This is a genomic window from Embleya sp. NPDC008237, from assembly GCF_042956465.1.
Taxonomy (GTDB): domain Bacteria; phylum Actinomycetota; class Actinomycetes; order Streptomycetales; family Streptomycetaceae; genus Embleya.
The window spans coordinates 195,366-213,133 of the sequence record NZ_JBIBGL010000019.1 but is presented as its reverse complement, the minus strand read 5'-3'; the positions used below and the strand labels follow the sequence as shown (position 1 = coordinate 213,133).

The 17,768-nt window shown below is 72.0% G+C and carries 17 protein-coding genes; 10 read left to right on the top strand and 7 right to left on the bottom strand.

Translation table 11 applies throughout. The features are described 5' to 3' along the window. Positions 1–244 precede the first annotated feature (244 nt). Entirely contained in the window at positions 245–574 is a 330-nt protein-coding gene (locus ACFZBU_RS38670; RefSeq protein ID WP_391588448.1) for a YidB family protein, read from the bottom strand. Positions 575–1,101: 527 nt separating this feature from the next. Further along, positions 1,102–1,260 carry a hypothetical protein gene (locus tag ACFZBU_RS38665; RefSeq protein WP_391588447.1) on the bottom strand — a complete coding sequence of 53 codons (159 nt, stop codon included), beginning with the start codon at positions 1,258–1,260 and terminating at the stop codon, positions 1,102–1,104. Between the two features lie 196 nt (positions 1,261–1,456). On the opposite strand from ACFZBU_RS38665, the gene ACFZBU_RS38660 reads away from it, so the two are divergent. Then, positions 1,457–3,904: a tetratricopeptide repeat protein gene (locus tag ACFZBU_RS38660; protein ID WP_391588465.1), complete on the top strand. Its 2,448-nt coding sequence runs from the start codon at positions 1,457–1,459 to the stop codon at positions 3,902–3,904. Between the two features lie 836 nt (positions 3,905–4,740). Here ACFZBU_RS38660 and ACFZBU_RS38655 read toward each other — a convergent pair. After that, positions 4,741–5,112, bottom strand: a complete 372-nt coding sequence (locus ACFZBU_RS38655; protein ID WP_391588446.1) for a hypothetical protein — start codon at positions 5,110–5,112, stop codon at positions 4,741–4,743. Between ACFZBU_RS38655 and ACFZBU_RS38650 the strand changes: the two genes are divergently transcribed. After that, entirely contained in the window at positions 5,099–6,247 is a 1,149-nt protein-coding gene (locus ACFZBU_RS38650) for a helicase associated domain-containing protein (RefSeq protein WP_391588445.1), read from the top strand. The genes ACFZBU_RS38655 and ACFZBU_RS38650 overlap by 14 nt on opposite strands. A gap of 73 nt (positions 6,248–6,320) precedes the next feature. Here the strand turns inward: ACFZBU_RS38650 and ACFZBU_RS38645 are convergent, their stop codons facing one another. The 3 genes from ACFZBU_RS38645 to ACFZBU_RS38635 are packed head-to-tail and all read right to left on the bottom strand — an operon-like array spanning position 6,321 to position 7,377. After that, positions 6,321–6,572 (bottom strand): hypothetical protein, encoded by a 252-nt coding sequence (locus tag ACFZBU_RS38645; protein ID WP_391588444.1) that lies wholly within the window; start codon positions 6,570–6,572, stop codon positions 6,321–6,323. Next, positions 6,569–6,925, bottom strand: coding sequence for a hypothetical protein (locus ACFZBU_RS38640; RefSeq protein WP_391588443.1), 357 nt, complete (start codon positions 6,923–6,925; stop codon positions 6,569–6,571). Before ACFZBU_RS38640 ends, ACFZBU_RS38645 begins: the two co-directional genes overlap by 4 nt. Further along, a complete protein-coding gene (locus ACFZBU_RS38635) occupies positions 6,922–7,377 on the bottom strand; it encodes a hypothetical protein (RefSeq protein ID WP_391588442.1) in 456 nt (151 codons plus the stop codon). Before ACFZBU_RS38635 ends, ACFZBU_RS38640 begins: the two co-directional genes overlap by 4 nt. Positions 7,378–7,897: 520 nt before the next feature. On the opposite strand from ACFZBU_RS38635, the gene ACFZBU_RS38630 reads away from it, so the two are divergent. From ACFZBU_RS38630 to ACFZBU_RS38600, 7 genes are all read left to right on the top strand, one after another. After that, complete coding sequence (locus ACFZBU_RS38630; protein ID WP_391588441.1) at positions 7,898–8,647, top strand: hypothetical protein; 750 nt, start codon at positions 7,898–7,900, stop codon at positions 8,645–8,647. Continuing rightward, positions 8,625–10,364, top strand: a complete 1,740-nt coding sequence (locus ACFZBU_RS38625) for a UvrD-helicase domain-containing protein (RefSeq protein ID WP_391588440.1) — start codon at positions 8,625–8,627, stop codon at positions 10,362–10,364. Before ACFZBU_RS38630 ends, ACFZBU_RS38625 begins: the two co-directional genes overlap by 23 nt. Positions 10,365–11,326: 962 nt before the next feature. Then, the gene (locus ACFZBU_RS38620) at positions 11,327–11,710 is read left to right on the top strand and encodes a hypothetical protein (RefSeq protein ID WP_391588439.1); all 384 of its coding nucleotides are present in this window, start codon (positions 11,327–11,329) and stop codon (positions 11,708–11,710) included. Between the two features lie 150 nt (positions 11,711–11,860). Beyond that, entirely contained in the window at positions 11,861–14,212 is a 2,352-nt protein-coding gene (locus tag ACFZBU_RS38615; RefSeq protein WP_391588438.1) for a tetratricopeptide repeat protein, read from the top strand. A 194-nt stretch (positions 14,213–14,406) separates the two neighbouring features. Next, the gene (locus ACFZBU_RS38610) at positions 14,407–14,574 is read left to right on the top strand and encodes a hypothetical protein (RefSeq protein WP_391588437.1); all 168 of its coding nucleotides are present in this window, start codon (positions 14,407–14,409) and stop codon (positions 14,572–14,574) included. A gap of 522 nt (positions 14,575–15,096) precedes the next feature. Further along, a complete protein-coding gene (locus tag ACFZBU_RS38605) occupies positions 15,097–15,702 on the top strand; it encodes a pentapeptide repeat-containing protein (protein ID WP_391588436.1) in 606 nt (201 codons plus the stop codon). Next, the gene (locus ACFZBU_RS38600; protein ID WP_391588435.1) at positions 15,693–16,115 is read left to right on the top strand and encodes a pentapeptide repeat-containing protein; all 423 of its coding nucleotides are present in this window, start codon (positions 15,693–15,695) and stop codon (positions 16,113–16,115) included. Before ACFZBU_RS38605 ends, ACFZBU_RS38600 begins: the two co-directional genes overlap by 10 nt. A 303-nt stretch (positions 16,116–16,418) precedes the next feature. On the opposite strand, the gene ACFZBU_RS38595 is transcribed toward ACFZBU_RS38600, so the two are convergent. After that, on the bottom strand, positions 16,419–16,604 hold the full coding sequence (locus ACFZBU_RS38595) for a hypothetical protein (RefSeq protein ID WP_391588434.1): 186 nt from the start codon (positions 16,602–16,604) through the stop codon (positions 16,419–16,421). 229 nt (positions 16,605–16,833) lie between these two features. Here ACFZBU_RS38595 and ACFZBU_RS38590 point away from each other — a divergent pair. Further along, positions 16,834–17,768: tetratricopeptide repeat protein (locus ACFZBU_RS38590; protein ID WP_391588433.1), on the top strand; the 935-nt coding region annotated here is incomplete at its 3' end.

Genomic DNA, 17,768 nt, shown 5'->3' with positions numbered 1-17,768 from the left:
GACACGGCGTCCCTGACGACGTATCCGTGTTCGGTCCTGCCCCCACCCATTTTCAGCAGCTTCCCGAAATCCTTCTCGACTGCCGCCTCGTCGCGACCCCGAGAAGGGACACGGAAGATCCGCAGCGTCGGAGGTCGATCGTCCGGCGGACGCAGAAACAAAGCCGCGCTCTGAAATTGGGGCGGGATGCCCGGGAAGGCCCCTGTCGCGTACACGACAGCCACCGGCTGCCACGACCGGGCCACTATTTCCCGAAACTCGGCCCCTGATAGAGACGACAAATCGCCTGCGGGAAGAAGCACCGCCAACAACGACTCCGGGCCCTGCGGGACGCACTCCCGCAGAAGGCGATGCCCGTGGCGAGGGCGCCGGGTTCGAGTCCGAGGGATTCGGCGGTCCGGGCGAGTTCGTCTTCTCCGATGGCCCGGGTGATCTGTTCGGCGGTCACCGGTTCGTTGGGCCCGGAGCCGGCCCAGGACCGCAACTGCGGTTCCAGGCCGGCGTCCGCGAGGTCCTTCACGGAGATCGACAACGTCGTCGGCGTCACTGCGCCGTCGTTCACGGGATCTGTCATGAACGGATCCCTTCCCACCCTCCGACCGCCCGAAAGATCGCTTCCCGCCGACGGCCGAACCCGGACGACCCACCGCCCACCGACCGGAACAACCAGCCACGGCCGCACCGACAAATCTCATGGCAGAACCACCGACAACGTCTGTCGGAACGCGTTGACGCGTCCATGTCGATCAACACGGCGGTCGGTGTGCGCGGTGGACGGTGTGCGCGGTGGACGGTGGACCTGGGGTCGATGTGTGGTTCGTGTCGGATCCGTGTCTGATTCGCGGGGTCCCGGGCGCCGGCGTGTCGACGTCGCCCGGTGTGTGTCACTCGGCGGCGGGTGGGTCGTTGGGCCCGGGTGTGGTGGTCCGGCGTCTCCCCGTCGCCGGTTCCCGCCGCACCGGATCGGCCCATCCCCCGAGGCCGACCGGGCACATCGCGGGCGGCGCCGGCCGGCACGACACCGGCACCGTCCCGCGACCGGCACGAGCGGCAGCGGATACCGACCGCGGCTTGCGCAACGGCGCCGAGCGTTGCGACGGGTCAGTGGTGGATGATCCACCACACGATCCAGGTGCCGGTGGCGGTGCCGGCACCGGTGGCCAGGCCCCGCGCGGTGCTTGCGGCGAGGGATCGGGCGACGCGCGCGAGGCGGCCTCGGCTCGCGGTGGTCGCGTTGTCGGCCGGCTGGTCGTCGTTCACGGTGGTCTCCCCGAGTGGGTGCGAACCCCGGGCGGGTTCGTGTCGTCCCATCGAGCGCCCGCGGACGTTTTTCCGGCGACCACCCCGGGGCCGGTCGTCCGTCTCTAGGCTGCTTGGTCCGGGGGCGTGGGTTATCCGGCGGTCGTCCGGACCGGATCCGGACCGGACGGGTCGGGTCGGGAAGGTCGGGTTCGTGATGGGGGATGCGGGCGGCAAGGCGGCGGAACTGGCGCGGTCGCTGCGCGAGTTGTGGGAGCGGGCCGGGTCGCCCACGTACGCGACACTCGTTCGCCGAGGCGCCGGGCAACGACCCGCGGTGAAGTTGAACACCACTTCCCTCGGTCAATGGCTCACGGGGCAGGCCGTACCGGACGACGCCGACCGGTTCGCGTTCCTGGTGACCTGGCTGGAACACGAGGCCACCCGCCGCGACCACACCTACGTCGCGATGACGACCGCGGCCTGGGAACATCTGCGCGGCGCGGCCGTGCGTGAACGCCGCCCCGCCGGACGCCCCCACACACCCCGCGACGGCGAACCCACGGACGGTGGAGGCGATTTCGTCGGGCGGCCGGTCCGCGAGTTCACGGATCCGTTCGCGCTGGAGGTGCACCGCGCGATCGACGCCCCCGAACACACGCGGGCCCGACTGCCACTGTTACCGGTGTACGTGCCCCGCGACCACGACCGTGTGCTGCGCAACGCTGTGGAACGCGCGGCGGCCGGGCAGAGCACGATGGTCACGTTGGTGGCCAGGTCCTCCACCGGCAAGACCCGCGCCTGCTGGGAAGCACTCCAAGGCGTGCCGGACGGGTGGCGGTTGTGGCATCCCCTCCATCCGAGCCCGGCCGAGGCCGCGGCGGCCGATCTGTCGCGGGTGGGGCCACGCACAGTCGTGTGGCTCAACGAAGCCCAGACCTACCTCGAACCCGCAGGTGTCGGGCAGCGGGTCGCCACGGGCCTGCGCGAGTTGCTGGACGATCCGGGGCGTGGGCCGGTCCTGGTCCTGGCGACCCTATGGCCGGACCCCTTCTGGAACACCCTCACCACCAGACCCGCCACAGGCGACCCGGACCCGCACGCGCAGGCACGGGCCCTGCTCACCGGTACCGATCTGTGCGTGCCCGACGCGTTCGCCGGCGCCGATCTGGAGGCGGTGCATGCCCGAGCGGGTGAAGACGCGCGGTTGGCGAACGCCCTGGCGAGCGGGGACGGCGGGCGCGTCACCCAGTATCTGGCGGGCGCGCTCGCGCTGCTCAAACGCTACGAACTCGCCCCGGCCGGCGCGCGGGCGGTGATCGAGGCGGCCATGGACGCCCGCCGCCTGGGGCACGGGCCCGTCCTGCGGCAGGCGTTCCTGGAGGACGCCGCCGACGCCTACCTCACCGACCACGAATCCGACGCCCTCGCCGACGACTGGTTCGAACAAGCCCTCGCCTACGCCACCAACGTCCCCAGCGTCCACGGCGCGACCGCTCCCCTGACCCGCATCCGTCCCCGACGTCGCCGGCGCATCGACACCGACGGAGGCCCGACCTACCGCCTCGCCGACTACCTCGAACAACACGCCCGCCACACCCGCGCCTCCCGGTGCCCAAGCACCTCCTTCTGGACCGCCGCCCACGACCACGCACACACCACCGACGACACCCTCAACCTCGCCCACTCCGCATGGGAACGGCTACGGCTACGCCACGCCAAACACCTCTACGCGAAGGCAACGAACGCGGGCGATCCACGCGGACGGGCCACACTGGCCCGGCGGCTGGAGGAGGCACAGAACCGGGAGGTGGTCGAACTCTACTGCCATCTAGCCGACGACGCCGGACTCCTCAACAAGCAATGGGGCGCGGCCTGGGTACTGGGGGAGGTGGGGGCCCGCAAAGGCGCCGACGCCCGAGACCCCCACTCGCCGATGCAACGGGCCGAGCTGCTGGATGCAATAGGGGAATGGGCCGGCGCCAAGTACCTGTACCGCCAAGCCGCCGACGCCGGAGAATCCCACGCGCTGATCCAGCCGGCCCGGCTGCTGGAGATGGAAAGGGACCGGGAAGGCGCCGAACGCGTGTACCGCGAAGCCGCTGAGGCGGGACACCTCAACGTGCTAGGGATGCTGGCCTGGATGCGGGGGGAGGCGGGGGACCGGGAAGGCGCCCAACGCCTGTACCGCAAAGCCGAAGACACCGAAGACGCCGAAGTGCTGATAGGCCTGGGCATGCTGCTGGAAGAGGTGGGAGACCGGGAAGGCGCCCGACGCGTTTACCGCAAAGCCGCCGACGCCGGAGACCCCCGCGCGTTGCTGACCGCCCGCGCGCTGACGAACCTAGGCAAGGTGCTGGAGAAGATGGGGGACCCGGAAGGCGCCCAACGCATGTACCGCCAAGCCGCCGAACACCTGTACCGCCAAGTCGCCGACACCGGAGAAATCCGCGCGCTGAGGGATCTGGGCGGGCTGCTGGAGAAGATGGGGGACCCGGAGGGCGCCCAACGCATGTACCGCCAAGTCGCCGACGCCGGACACGTCCACGAGCTGTGGGACACGACAGGTCGCAACAGCATCGCACGCGTCTTACTCCGTCGTGGTCTCGACGCCGACGACGACCTGCCACCCTTCGAGGAAGAGACCCGGGGTTGCTCACGATGAACCCCATATACAGTCTCCGCATTGTCCGGGGTGCACATTCGCCCCCGACCGGCCCGGATGCGGGTGCGGGCATCGTCGTTGCCCAGGACGACGGGTAATTGGTCCGGGGGCCTGCGGCCCGAACCCCGTCACCACCGGCGGTTCGCCGCCCGCCGACCCCAGCGGACGCGCCGCCTGGCCGCCCTCCCGCGCCGCGACCGCGGCGACCGGGTCCAACCGCGCGATGCGCCGCGCCACCGCACCCCGAGACGGGGCCGCCAGGCCCCGGCACCGGCGCGCGATCTCCCGGCACACCGCCGCCACCGAACGGCGCTGCCGCGTCAGATACCGGGTTCGCAGCACCTCGGCGACGATCGCCTCGACCTCGCCCGCAAGCCGCCCGCCACCGCGGCCGCCGCTCGAGCGGGCCGGCAGCAGATCCGACACCCACGCCCTCGCCCGCCCGCCACCGTCCCAACAGCACGTACATCTGCCGACGGGAGATCCCCAGCGCCACGGCCGCGCCGTCCGCGTCCGCCAAGCCCACCGAGTCCCGCGCCGCGAGCGGCCGGATCACCTCGGCCTGCCGCACCGCCACGGCCCACACCCCGGCGGGCGCGGTCAACACCCCGCGCTCGATCACCGGTCCGTCCGCCATCCCCGGCACCTCCCGCCGCGCACACGACTACGGCCAAAACGACCGTAATGCAAGCGACTTCGGACCGTCTGGGGAATCACACTCCCCCGCACCCGGCGGCGAAGACCCAGCTCACCCGTGCACCCGACTACGGACATTCACAACCGGGGTGACGGCGCCCCGAGTCCCGGAGCCCCTGAGTCGGGGCCGACCTGCGGTTTCACGGAGCGAGTGCTGAACATCGGGGATCTAGCCCCAACACCGTTCGGTTAAGGCGGGGCTGGGTGGTGTCAAGGTTCGGTTGTGAGCATGTTGATGCTGATGGTGGCCTTGTAGGTGGTCCGGTCGATGGCGGTCCGCGTGCGTTGTACTTGGAGATCGCTCGTTTGACGATGCGGTCCTTGGTACGGACCCGCCGCTCGGGCAGGAGCTGGGCCAGGACCTGGCGGCCGATGGTCCCGACCAGATCGATGACGGTGTCGGCGATGACGCCCGCGGCCAGGACGAGTTGGTCGCGGGCGGCGGACAACACGACGGTGAAACCGGCCCGGTCGGGGTCGGTGCCCGGGACGGTGTCGGTGGCGTCCGTCATCGCGGTTCGCATCTCCAGCCCCCGGGACCCCGCGGTCGTCGCGGACTTCGTACGGTTGCGGGTCATCGATCCCGACGAACGCGACTGGATCCGCGGCTACCTCGCCGCCAGGCGCTTCCTCAGGGCACACGGCCATTTGAGGATTCCGCTCGACGCGCGCGACGAACACGACCACGACTACCCGATCGGGCAATGGGCCGCGGTCCAACGACGCGAGTACGCCGCCGGGCGCCTGGACGCCGGCCGCGTGCGCAAGCTCGTCATGCTCGGGATGGTGTGGTCGCACCCCGACGCCGCCTTCGACGACGGACTCGCCGTCGCACGACGGTATGTCGAGCGTGTGGGGCACCTCGCCGCGCCACAGGGAGCCGTCCAGGAGGGGGTGAGGGTGGGCCAGTGGCTCGCCAATCAGCGGCGTGCGGGTGTTTTGGACGCACACCCCGAACGCCGCCGGGCCCTCGAGGAGTTGGACCCGTGGTGGAAGCCCGACGGGTGGACCATCGCCTGGCAGAGGGCCGCCAACGAAGTACGACGGTTCCTGGCGCGGGGCGGAACGCTCGAGGAGTTGGCGCCCGGATGGGTCGCCGGCGGCGAAGACATCGGCAGATGGGCGCAGCGGCACCGGCGAGCAGCCGTGCGGGCACGGCTGGGTCCCGGGCAACTCGAACAGCTCGACGCACTCGGCATCACACCTGAAACCGAACACGGGCACGGCGCAGCGGCAGGCGGCGACGGCGTCGAGAGTGGCGTGGTGGTGGCTGCCGGCGTCGGTGGCGCGGAAGGTCGCGGCGAGAGGGCCGGCGGCGCCGGGAACGGCGTGGTGGAGGGCGTCGGGGCTCCGGGCGGCGACGTCGTCGGGGCTGCCCGGGCGCCGAGGCGCGGCCGGGGCGCGTGGGAGACGGCGTTCGCCGCGGCCATCGCCTACCGCCAACGCGAAGGACACCTCGAAGTGCCGCGCGCGCATGTCGAGACCGTGACGACGGATGGCTCGGCGGGACCCGACGACGGCGCGGGCGAGGGCGGCGGTGCCGTCGAGGTGCGGCTCGGCAAATGGGTCAACAACCAACGCAATCGGCGGAACCCGTTGAACGAGGAACGGGTGCGGCTCCTCACCGAACTCGGCATGCGCTGGTGAAGGGGCGGCGTCGGGTCCGGGGGGTTCGTGTTCGGTGGGTGTGAGATTCGCAGTGGGATCGAGGGGGTGGGCGTCACCAGGCGGTGATTTGGAGGATGTAGACGCGTTCGTGGCGTGGGACGACCTGGTAGACGAACATGCCGTTCGCGACCAGGGCGGTTCCGCCCTGGGGTGATATTCCCTCGTAGGTCTCGCCGTGGAGGTAGAGCGCCTCGGCGGCGCGGACGAGTTCGGCGGCCTTGTCCTCGACCTGGGCGATCAGGACCGGTGGGGCGCCCTCGGTCACGTACGGTTCGTCGGGTTCGTATTCCCAGGCCCAGGTCACGCGGTGGCCTCGCGGGCCTCGGCGAGGACGGCGAGGAGTTCCGCGCGGGCGGCCTGCCAGGCGGGGTCGTGGCGTTCGAGGGTTTGCAGGGTCTGTTCGGCCGCGTGGCGGCGGGTGAGGAGGTCGGGGCGGCGCTCGATCTCGACCTCGCCCGCCCATACCGTCAGCCAGCCCTGGATCGGGCCCAGGTGTGCGGTCTGCGCGGCGAGTTGGAAGGCCTCGTTCTTCTGGCGTTCCATCTCGGGCAGGCGGTGCGGGGCGACGCGTGCGAGGGCCACGCGCAGGGCGTCGGGAGTGCGCTCGGGGCGGGGCAGGCGTGCGCCGTTCGGCAGGGGTGTGGTGGGCTCGCTCATGCCGCGTCGTCCTCTCGGTGGGTGCGGGGTACGTGGCCGGTCGCGGTCAACGTGGTGGTGAGATGTCCGTCGACGTAGCCGCCGAGCAGAAGTTCGCACAGGACGGGCATGGACTTCACGCCTGCGGTCGCGCGCCGGTGGTCGGCGCGCGACCACACGTGGTGCGACAGCGGGCCGGTGCGGCAACCGGTGCGGGCGGTGCCGTCGCGGGTCGGGCCCAGGGAACGACCCGAAACGGGCGGGGTCACCGTCACCCGGCCGTCGGCGTAGGCGTCCAGGAGGGCCTCGAGCACCGGCGTGAGGTCCAAGGCGTCGTCGGCCGCGCGTGCACGGGCCCGGCGCCACACGCCGGTGTCCATCCACACCAGACGCTCACGGGCACCGTCCTGTCGGGCGTCGACGGTTCCGCCGGGCGGATGGGTGTGAGTATCGGTGTCGGCGGCGTCCGGCACGGCGTCGTCTCCTGTCTCCTGGCAGGCTCCCTCTCGGCGGACCACAATCCTAGATGTGCCGCATCGAGTCCCGCAAACGCTGGTCCCGGGCCACACCGGAGAATCCTCGCGTCGGGCCACGGGATCGGCCCACCGTCGGGATCCACCACACTGCCGGCCAAGCCCGGACGTCGATCCCACGAACGATGCCGCCGATGGGCCGGGCTCGCCGAACGGGCCTGCCTCGTCAAGTGCGGGGCGTTCCCCGCGAGCTCGGCACACGCCAACCCTTCACCGAGTCGACCGCCGGAGTGGGAGCGGCATCCGCCCCGAGCACGGCGCAGCGGCGGACAGCGGCGGCGCGGCACGGGCGGTAGCGGCGCAGCAGAGGAGATCGCCGGTGCCGGGAAGTCGACGGACGGCCCGGCGGGCGACGGTGACGACGCAGGGCGGGCCGGGCGGGCGGCGTGGGGCGGGGCGGGCTGGGCGGGCGTGAGCGCGACGCGGTGAAGGCGCCTGGGAAACCGCGTTCACCGCGGCCGTGGCCTACCGCGAGCGGGAAGGGCACCCGGACGTGCCGCGCGGGCATGTCCTGAACGGCAAGCCCGAGGAGGTCGCACGGCTGCGACGCGCGTTCCACGGCGTGACCATCGTCAATGTCGGCAGCGTGGACTTCGCTCCCTATATCACCTTGCTCCTGTCACAGATCGACGGCTGTCGCCTCGTCGACCACCTGGTCGTCATCACCGACGCCGATCCCGACGTCGGTCCCGACCCCGCCGACGAGGAGCGAAATCGCGACGACGAACCCCGCGAGGCGGTCGTCGATACATCGGGGCTCGAGGACCCCACATGCACGGACGAGGAACCGCGGGACGACGAATCCGACAAGTCAGAGATCGTCAACCGTCGGGCGCGTCTTCTGGCCCACGCGGACTCACTCGGCGCGCGTGGTCTGCTGTATGTGGCCGAGGCACCTCATACCTTGGAGGCCGATCTCCTGACGCCGATCGGGAACGCGGAGATCCTTCGCGAGGCTTACCTGAGACAACACACACGCTCGAAGAGACACTGGACGGCGATCATGGCGGACCCGTCCCCTGCCACCGCGTTCTATCGCAGGTTGTGCAAGAGCAAAAAGTTCATCGGCAAAGGTGAGTTCGCCCACGACATCGCGACCGCCATCCAGGAAGGGCGTCAGTTCACAGCCCCCGATTATCTGCGCGCGGCCATCCTCGCCGTTCTCGGCAAGAACCCGGAGGCCGAGAATGTCCGACCAGTCCGCAACTGACGCACAGCGGCGTCTGGCCACGTCCCCGGTGGGGACGTTCGCCGTGGCGTGTCCGGGTGCGGGGAAGACGAGGGCGATCGTTGCTCGGTTTCTCGTCCGCACCCGCGAGGAATCGCGTCGGGGCGTCGCCCTCGTGTCGTTCACCAACACCGCAATCGACGAGGTGAGGAGGCGCTGCGTCGGTCGCGACGATGCCATCCGTGCCCCGCATTTCGTCGGTACGTTCGATGGGTTCCTGCACAGGTTCATCGTCACCCCGCTGTTCCCTCACGTCTTCCGTGTCGCCCCGCGATATGTGCAGTCCTGGGCCGATGTCAGGGGTGCGAGCTTCCGGTTGCGAGATGCCGGTCGATCACCGGATGTCCGGCTCGCTTGGTTCGACTTCGGGCATCACGGAGAGGCCTCCCTGTGTCTTGACCGCGTCCCACAGCGCCTGGGGAGTTTCCGGGAGGTTCTCTCCGCCCGCAGCCAAGAGGTCGAGCAACGCGTCTCGAAGGTCTATTGCGGTCTTCTCGCCGCCGGGACGGTCGGTTGCGAGGCGGCGCGCGTTCCGACGTCCCGCTTCCTCACCCACCCGAGAAGTCGTGGCATTCTGCGTGAAACGGTCGGTGCCCGGTTCGTCGAGATCATCGTCGACGAAGCCCAGGATTGCGGGGAGGAGGAGCTCGCCGTCTTGCGGTTCCTTCAGGACTGCGGTGTCACCGTGGTCATGGTCGGCGACCCGGACCAGTCCATCCACGAGTTTCGACGAGCGCTCCCGGGAGAGGTACTCGCGCACGGGCGTCGGTTGTCCGAGTTCGTGGAGATGAGCGACAACTTCCGCAGTTCCCCGGCCGTGTGCAGCTTCAACAACGCCCTGCGCTCGGGGCCGATGAACGAAACATCCGCCGGCCCCCTGTCGCATGTCGAAACCCCGGTCTGCCTCGTCGGCTATTCCCGTCCTGGCGACATCGCCTCCGCGGTACTGGAGTTGGGGAAGGAACACCACCTCGGCACCGAGGAATTGATGGTGCCGGCGCACCGGGAAAGCGACGCCATGAAAGCCGTCGGCCAAGTCGACCCGGGTTCCCTCACGTCGAAGGCGAACCGGATCCTGGCCATCGCGGACGCAGGCTTCAAACTCCGATCGGCGGAGTTCGACGCGCGCACCCGGCTCGCGGCGATCACCTCGGTGGGGATCGCCATCGTGGAAACCCTGGCAGGAACGGACTTCGGAAACCGGAGCCTGGACACCGTGTGCCGGGACAACGGCATCGATCCGCGATGGCTGCGCGACTTCGCCATCCGCCTGGCCACCACCCATGACGCCGCGGACAGTGACGCGCAGCCCTTCGCCGCGGCGGTCCGCGCCCACCTGGCCGACGCAGACTGGAACGGCGCGACCGTCCCGACCAACACCACCCGGATGTTCAAGGCACCCACCATCGAGGACTCGGCCAAGGTCACGGCTACCGAGAATCGGTCCGCCCTGGGATGCTCCACCGTTCATCGCGTCAAGGGCATGGAATTTCGAGGAGTTGCCCTGGTCCTGCCGCAACGAGCCAAACCCGACGCTCGGACCGCCGCACCGTCCTCGACGACTGGGAAGGACACTTCGACAGCGAAGCCAGACGAGTACTCTACGTGGCCGGCTCACGAGCGCGTGAACTCCTCATCCTCGCCTCCCCCACCCGTGACCTCGACCGTGTCCGCCGACTGCTCGACAGAGATGGCGTGATCCACGAGCACCGATCCCCCTCGCCGTAAACCACTCGGGTCCGCCCCCTCGGGACCATGGGTTGATGGCTTCTCGAACGTGGCCGGCCCCGGACACGCCGCAGAGGCCGCGCGGCGGCAAAGTCACGCTGAGTGGCGACGCCCTGCTGGACGAGTTCGGGCGGCCAGGGGTCCGACACCCGCCGCGCGGCGGGTTGTGCGGGCTGTGCCCCGTGCCCGGGAAACGACGGCCCCGACTTCGGTCGGGGCCGTTTTCGTGTGACCTCGGGCCGGTGTGTGGGTCGAACGGTCTGCCGGGGTCGGGGCAGGCCGAGGACGGGCCGGGCCGGGGAGGGAGACGGGAGGGGACGCAGGACCGGGACCGAGGGCCGGTACCGGTGACCGGGGGATCGAGCCGGTCGCCGTCTCCGCCGCGGTGCCGCACGCGGCGGCGTGGCCACCCGGGTCGACCGCGGCGAAGACCCCGACGTATCCAGGTCATCGCGACCGCCACCCGCGCGATCCGCCCACACGAGGCCGTCGCAGAGTTCCGCAGCCTGGTTCTCGACAAGGACCGACCGGAAAACGAGATCCTGCTCGTCCTGCGGCGCCCCGGACGAACACGGCCGGCTCTGCGGCTTCGGCCGCGTCCTGCTGCACATGCTCGAAGACGCCGCGCGCCGACACGCTCCTGGACGAGGAACCACCGCACCTCGAGGCCGTCGCCCTGCACTACTGGGGCACCACGTCGCTGATCGGCCTCAAGATCCCCGACGCATACACCGCGCCGTGGGACCGATGACCCGCCCGGTTCGCCCGGGCTGCCGACCGAGGGCTGTCGGCCGTGGTCACGCGGACAGGTCGGCTCGCCCGAGGCGCGTGCGGCGCCCGGCCGGGCGCGGCGGACTGGGGCGGTTTCGGCGGCAGCGGCCGATGAGGGCTGGTGTACTGGGAACTCGCGGTGGGGGTTTACGGGTTGGGGGCGTGGTGACACAAGGGCGGAAGATCGCGGTGGTGGTCTTCGCGGTGGCGATGGTGGTGTCGACGCCGTTGGTGTGGCTGCTGAACGGGCCCGAGGCGGGGCAGGTCGTCGGCGCATCGGTACAAGGTGCGGTGGGGGTGGCGGCGCTGGTGTGGGCCCTGCTACAGCATCCGCCCGCGCCGGGGCCGGGGCCGTTTCCGGCACCTCCGCCGCCTGGGGATGTGGTGGTCCGGTCCGGGCAGGCGCATGCCACCGGCGGCGGGGACGCGCACACCGGAATGCGGGGCCTGGGCGGTTCGGGGCCTGCGCGGGTGGAGGACTCCGGGGACGCGATCGCGGACGGCCCGGGTTCCAGCGCGGGCACCGGCATCGACCACCGGCCCTGACCGGTCACCCGACACATCCGGGCCCTCCGGGTTCCGGGCCCGATCGAGGGGGAGGGTTCCGTGCGTTGGCGACGTCGCCGCAGTCCGGACCAGGACGACCCGCGCACCGCCCCGGCATCGCCGGATGCTGCGCCGGAGGTTGGTGGCGGTGTGGAGGTGACGCGTTCGGGCGGCGCCGAGGCGCACGGCGGCGGCACCGCCGTCAGCGGCTACCGCGGGCCCGCCACGGCTGCGGCCACGAGCGGCCCCGGCCCTCTCCACACGTCCGTGAACCGGTCCGGGGACGCGGTCGCCGACCGTGGCGGCGTGGCCGTGAGCGGACATGTCGGGCAGCTCAACGTCCATCCGCCGCCGCCGGAGCCGGTGGAGTGGCCGGTGCGCCTGGGGGCGGTGCCGGCGCTGGCGACCGCGTTCCAGGACCGGGCCGGGCTGCGGGCGGAGGTCGACGCGGCGCGGGAGGGTCATGCGACGGTGGTGCTGGCGCAGGTGCTCTCGGGCGGCGGCGGTGTCGGCAAGAGCCAGTTGGCGGCCTGGTACGCGCATCGGGCTCTGGCCGAGGGGGTGGAGCTGGTGGTGTGGGCGGACGCGACCGACCCCGGCCAGGTGGTCGCGGTGTACGCGCAGGCCGCACACCTGGTCCGTGCACCGGGGGCGGGCGGGCAGGACGCCGAAGCGGACGCGCGGGCGTTCACCGCGTGGCTGGCCACCACCCGACGCAGCTGGCTGATCGTCCTGGACGACGTCACCGACCCGGACGGCATCACCGGCTGGTGGCCCCCACCCTCCCCCGCGGGGACCGGCCGGGTGCTGGCCACCACCCGGCTGCGCGACCCCAGGCTTTCCGGCGGCGGCCGCGCCGTCCTCGACGTCGCCACGTACACCGACAGCGAGGCGGAAACCTACCTTCGCGATCGCCTCGCCCACGCGGGCGCCGCGCACCTCCTGGACCCCTGCCACAACGCACTGACCACCGAACTCGGGATGCTCCCCCTCGCGCTGGCACACGCCTCCGCCTACATGATCGCCCAGGACATCGGCTGCGCCGACTACCTCGCCCGGTTCCGCGACCACCGCGCCCGACTCGACAAGCTGCTGCCCCGCACCGGCGACACCGAGGGCTACGGCCGCCAGGTCGCCGCCGCCCTGCTGCTGGCCCTCGACGCCGCCGACCGTGACGAACCCGAAGGCCTTGCCGTCCCGGCAGTGCGCCTGGCCGCCTGCCTCGACCCCGCCGGCCACCCCCGCGAACTCTGGGCCACCACACCCGTCCTCGACCACCTCGCCACCCACCGCACCCGCAGACCGCCCGCCGACACCCCCAATGACGACGGTGCGGGGGAGGGTGTCGACGCCGCGCAGGCACGCGCCGCTGTGCGGCTGCTCCACCGCTACAACCTGCTCACCGACAACGCGGCCGCAGGCCCCCGCGCCGTCCGCATCCACGCCCTGACCGCACGCGCCGCGCGCGAGACCACACCCCCCGCCGACACCGGCACCATCGCCCGCACCGCCGCCGCTGCCCTCCTGGGGCTGTGGCCCGACGCCGACCACACCCGCCCCCAACTCACCACCGCACTACGCAGCAACACCGACATCCTCGCCCGTCACACCGCCGACCACCTGTGGCACCCCGACGGGCACCCCCTGCTCTACCACGCCGGACAGAGCCTCCTCGCCTGGGGACTGCACGCCACCGCAACCACCCACTGGCAACACATCGCCGCCGAAGCCGAGCGGGTGCTCGGCGCCGAGCACCCCGATACCCTGGCGGCGCGGGGTGGCCTGGCTGTCTCGTACTGGCAGGCGGGGCGGACGGGCGAAGCCCTGATCCTCATGGAGCGGGTCGCCGCCGAGTTCGAGCGGGTGCTCGGCGCCGAGCACCCCGACACCCTCAGGGCCTGGGGGAATCTGGCTGTCTCGTACTGGCAGGCGGGGCGGACCGGTGAAGCCATCCCCATCGAGGAGCGGGTCGTCGCCGTGCGCGAGCGGGTGCTCGGCGCCGAGGACCCCGACACCCTCAAGGCGTGGCGGAACCTGGCCGGCTCGTACCGGCAGGCGGGGCGCACCGGCGAAGCCATTCTCCTCTTGGAGCGGGTCACCGGCGAGCGCGAGCGGCTGCTCGGCGCCGAGCACCCCGACACCCTGGAGGCATGGGCGCAACTGGCTGTCTCGTACCAGCAGGCAGGGCGGACCGGCGAGGCCATTCTCCTCTTGGAGCGGGTCACCGGCGAGCGCGAGCGGCTGCTCGGCGCCGAGCACCCCGACACCCTCAAGGCGTGGCGGAACCTGGCCGGCTCGTACCGGCAGGCGGGGCGCACCGGCGAAGCCATCCCCCTCTTGGAGCGGGTCACCGCCGAGACCGAGCGGCTGCTCGGCGCCGGACACCCCGACACCCTGGAGGCATGGGCGCAACTGGCTGTCTCGTACCGGCAGGCGGGGCGGACCGGCGAAGCCATCACCATCCAGGAACGGGTCGCGGAGGCACGATCCCTGCATGAGTGACCCTTGAGGCGCCAGGGCGCCGGCGTGGCCGTAGGCCACCCGGAGGCCGGCGGCGACAATGCACTCCAGGTCGCGTTCGGGAGCGCCGGCATGGTGAGCGTCGAACGGCCGCTGCGCGTGGGTGGGGGCAGGGGTCGGGTAATGCGGCACATCAGGACCGCAGGAGCAAACCGGCCGCCGGGCGCGGGGCGGCGTTGGACGCGTTGGTGGAGGGTGAGCCGTGGCATCCGCCGCATTGGCCGGTGGCGTGGCAGCGCCACCTCACGCACGCGGCCGAGTACCTGACCGAACTCGGCGACGGGGCCCGGCTGGACGACGTCGGCCTGGACGTGGTGCACCGCGGTACCGCCATCGGCCGATGAGTCGCCCGGCAGCGGTCCGGGTGGGACCGGCTGAACGCGGCGCAGCGCGAACAGCTGCTCGCGCTCGGGCTGACCCCGCCCGCGACGGGCACCCGGAGGTGCCGCGCGGGCATGTCGAGTCGGTGGTGGCGTTCGACGGGTGGCCGGAGGACGTGCGGTTGGGTGTGTGGGTGACCACCACCAGGAAGCAGGCGGGCGAAGCTCCCGGCCGAACGCATCGCGGCACTCGACGCGTTGGGCATGCGGTGGACGTAGCCACCGTGCGGCGGGACCGGCCCTCGTCGGGCCGGTCTCGTCATGTTTGCGGGGATTCCCCTCGAAATCGGGCCGATCCCCCGTTTTGCGCGCCGGCGGTCCGGCCGGCGCTGTTCCATGGGGCCATGAAGAAGCGTCATGGCTGGGTGTGGGCCGGCGGGGTCGGTGTGGCCGCGGCGGTGGTGGTCGGGTTGTGGGGGTCGGTGGTGCTGCACGCGGTGGTGCCGATGTCGCGTCCGGGGTGGGATCGGCTGGACCCGGCGACGCGTGCGCAGGCAGGGGCAGTTCCGGTTGGCGGCGATCCAGGGGTTGGCCACCCTGGGGGCGGGTTTCGCGCTGTTGTACACGGCCCGGAACTTCCGGCTCAATCGTCGTGGTCAGGTGACCGAGCGGTTCACCAACGCACTTGAGCGTCTGGGGTCCGATCTCCCCTATGTGCGCTCGGGCGGGGTGTTCGCGCTTGAGCAGATCGTCCAGGACGCCCCGGAACAGACGGACCACATCGCACGCATCCTCGTCGCGTTCCTGCGCGACCGCGCGCCTGCTGTCGGAGCCGCCGACCCGCCCAACCATCCCGACCCGGACGTCCAGACGGCGTTGACCACCCTGGCGCTCCTCAGGCCCGCCGCCACCGGTTCACGAGTGAACCTGTCCCGCCTCCACCTGCGCGGCGCGGACCTGACCGGCGCGCGACTGCGCGGCGCGAACCTCAGCGGCGCGAACCTGGTCTCGGCCGACCTGGCCAACGCCGACCTGTCCGACGCGTTCCTGGTGGGGACGAAGCTGAATCGGGCCTTGATACGCGGGACGAAACTGCGCCGTGCGTTCATTCGGGACACAACCCTGACGCGGACCTGCGCGGCGTGGACCTGACCGGCGCGCGACTGCGCGACGCGGATCTGACCGACGCGGATCTGTCCGACGCGAATCTGTGCCGCGCGGACATGCCCGGCGTGGACCTGGCCGGCGCGAACCTGCGCCGCGCGGACCTGCACGGCGCGAAACTGCCCGGCGCGAACCTGTGCGGCGCGAAACTGTTCCGCATGGACCTGCATGACGCGGACCTGTCCGGCGCGAACCTGGCCGGCGCGCGACTGCCGCCCGGTGCGCGACTGCGCGGCGTGAAACGGTCCGGCGTGGACCTGACCGGCACGAACCTGCGCGGCGCGAACCTGGCCGGCGCGCGACTGCGCGGCGCGAACGTGACCGGCGCGAACCTGCGCGGCGCGCAACTGCGCAGCATGCATCTGCGCGACCTGACCGGCGCTCTGGTCGACGGGCCCTGATCGGCGTGCGACGGCCCGGACCCGGGATTGGGGATGCGGCGACCGCCACCGGACCTGGCCCCGGTGGCCGAGGGCACATCCCGGTGGTGGGTGGGTCGTTGTGCTCGTCGTGGTGGTCCGGCGTCTCCCCGTCGCCGGGCCGCCCACCGGTCGGCCCATCCCCCGAGGCCGCCGGGCGGGTCGCGGGCGCGCGTCGGTCGGCACGACACCGGCGCCGCCCGCGACCGGCGGCCAACGGCGCGCCGGGGTGGCGGCCATGACGACGCCGCCGGTGCCGCGCCGTTGCGGCGGTCCCGGGAGGGTTCAGTAGTGGGTGATCCACCACACGATCCAGGTGCCGGCGGCGGTGCCGGCGCCGCTGGCCAGGCCCCGCAGCGCGCTCGCGGTGAGGACCTGGCCCGCGCGGGCCAGGCGGCCCCGCACGGTGATCGCGGCGGGCGGGACGGCGGGGTCGTCCGGGGTGTCGCCCGGGGCGGTGGTGGAGGTCATGCCTGTCTCCCGAGGATGCGTGGTGGATGGACCGGCGGTGCGAGGTGCCGCCTGGTTCCACCATGGGGGTGTCGGGTGTGTGCGGGGCGTGCCGGCACACGGGGATAGGACGGAACGGCACGTGCCGCGCACGAGGTCTGCGGGGGCGGGGTGGCCGTTTCGCCTGCGCGAGACGTGTGCGGCGTACGAGACTTGGCGGAAATTGGCATACGGATGCGTGGGGGCGTGGATGGCAATCGGGATGCCGGACGAACAACGGTTGCCGCCGGGCGCGCGGCGGGAACTGGTGATCGCGCTCCACGCCCTCTACACCGACGCCGGACGGCCCGGAACCCGCGCCGCGGCCACCGCGATCAGCAGGCGTGGCGACCTGCCGTCCACGGTCAGCCACGAGACACTGTCCGCCTTGTTGCACGGGCGGGCCGTTCCGGACTGGCCTCGGATGGAATCCGTCGTGCGCCACCTCGCCGGAGCGTCGGTGCGCCGCCCGGACCCGGACGAGACCGTGTTGCGGTTCCACGACCTGTGGCGCACCGAACGCGACGCGCCTCGCCCTCGGGAGACGAACCGCCTCACCGCCGGGGCACTGGTGGGCGCCTGCCGACCCGACCCCGCCGACGCCGAGGCGGTCCTGCGCGAGACGGGCCTGGACCCCGACACCGAACTGTCGACCGGCGAGGTCCTCGCGATCCTGATCGGCCTCGGCGCCCAATGGCAGACCCTCTGCGGCGAACTCGCCGACGCCCACGCCCAAATCGCCCGACTCCGCAACGCCCCGGCCCCGTCGTCGGAGCCGGAGACACCGACCGGGCCGGCGGATGTCGGCGCGTCGGACGTTCCCACACCCGCCGAAACCGACACGACCCGCCCCGACCCCGCCGAGCTGCTGCGCAGCCTGGGCTTCGCCCTGAGCAACGCGGGTCGCCACAAGGACGCGGAAGCCGCATACACCGAGGCCGTCGCCATCCACCGCAGCCTCGCCCAACACGACCCCGCGACGCACCTACTCCCCCTCGCTGACTCGCTGCACGCCCTGGGCTTCGCCCTGAGCAACGCGGGTCGCCACAAGGACGCGGAAGCCGCGTACACCGAGGCCGTCGCCATCCGCCGCAGCCTCGCCGAACACGACCCGACGACGCATCTACCCCCTCTCTCCGCCTCGCT

Excerpts from the sequence above, each read along its gene's own strand:
- ACFZBU_RS38670 (WP_391588448.1), bottom strand. The coding sequence starts at position 574 with ATGACAGATCCCGTGAACGACGGCGCAGTGACGCCGACGACGTTGTCG.
- ACFZBU_RS38660 (WP_391588465.1), top strand. The coding sequence starts at position 1,457 with ATGGGGGATGCGGGCGGCAAGGCGGCGGAACTGGCGCGGTCGCTGCGC.
- ACFZBU_RS38655 (WP_391588446.1), bottom strand. The coding sequence starts at position 5,112 with ATGACGGACGCCACCGACACCGTCCCGGGCACCGACCCCGACCGGGCC.
- ACFZBU_RS38640 (WP_391588443.1), bottom strand. The coding sequence starts at position 6,925 with ATGAGCGAGCCCACCACACCCCTGCCGAACGGCGCACGCCTGCCCCGC.
- ACFZBU_RS38625 (WP_391588440.1), top strand. The coding sequence starts at position 8,625 with ATGTCCGACCAGTCCGCAACTGACGCACAGCGGCGTCTGGCCACGTCC.
- ACFZBU_RS38595 (WP_391588434.1), bottom strand. The coding sequence starts at position 16,604 with ATGACCTCCACCACCGCCCCGGGCGACACCCCGGACGACCCCGCCGTC.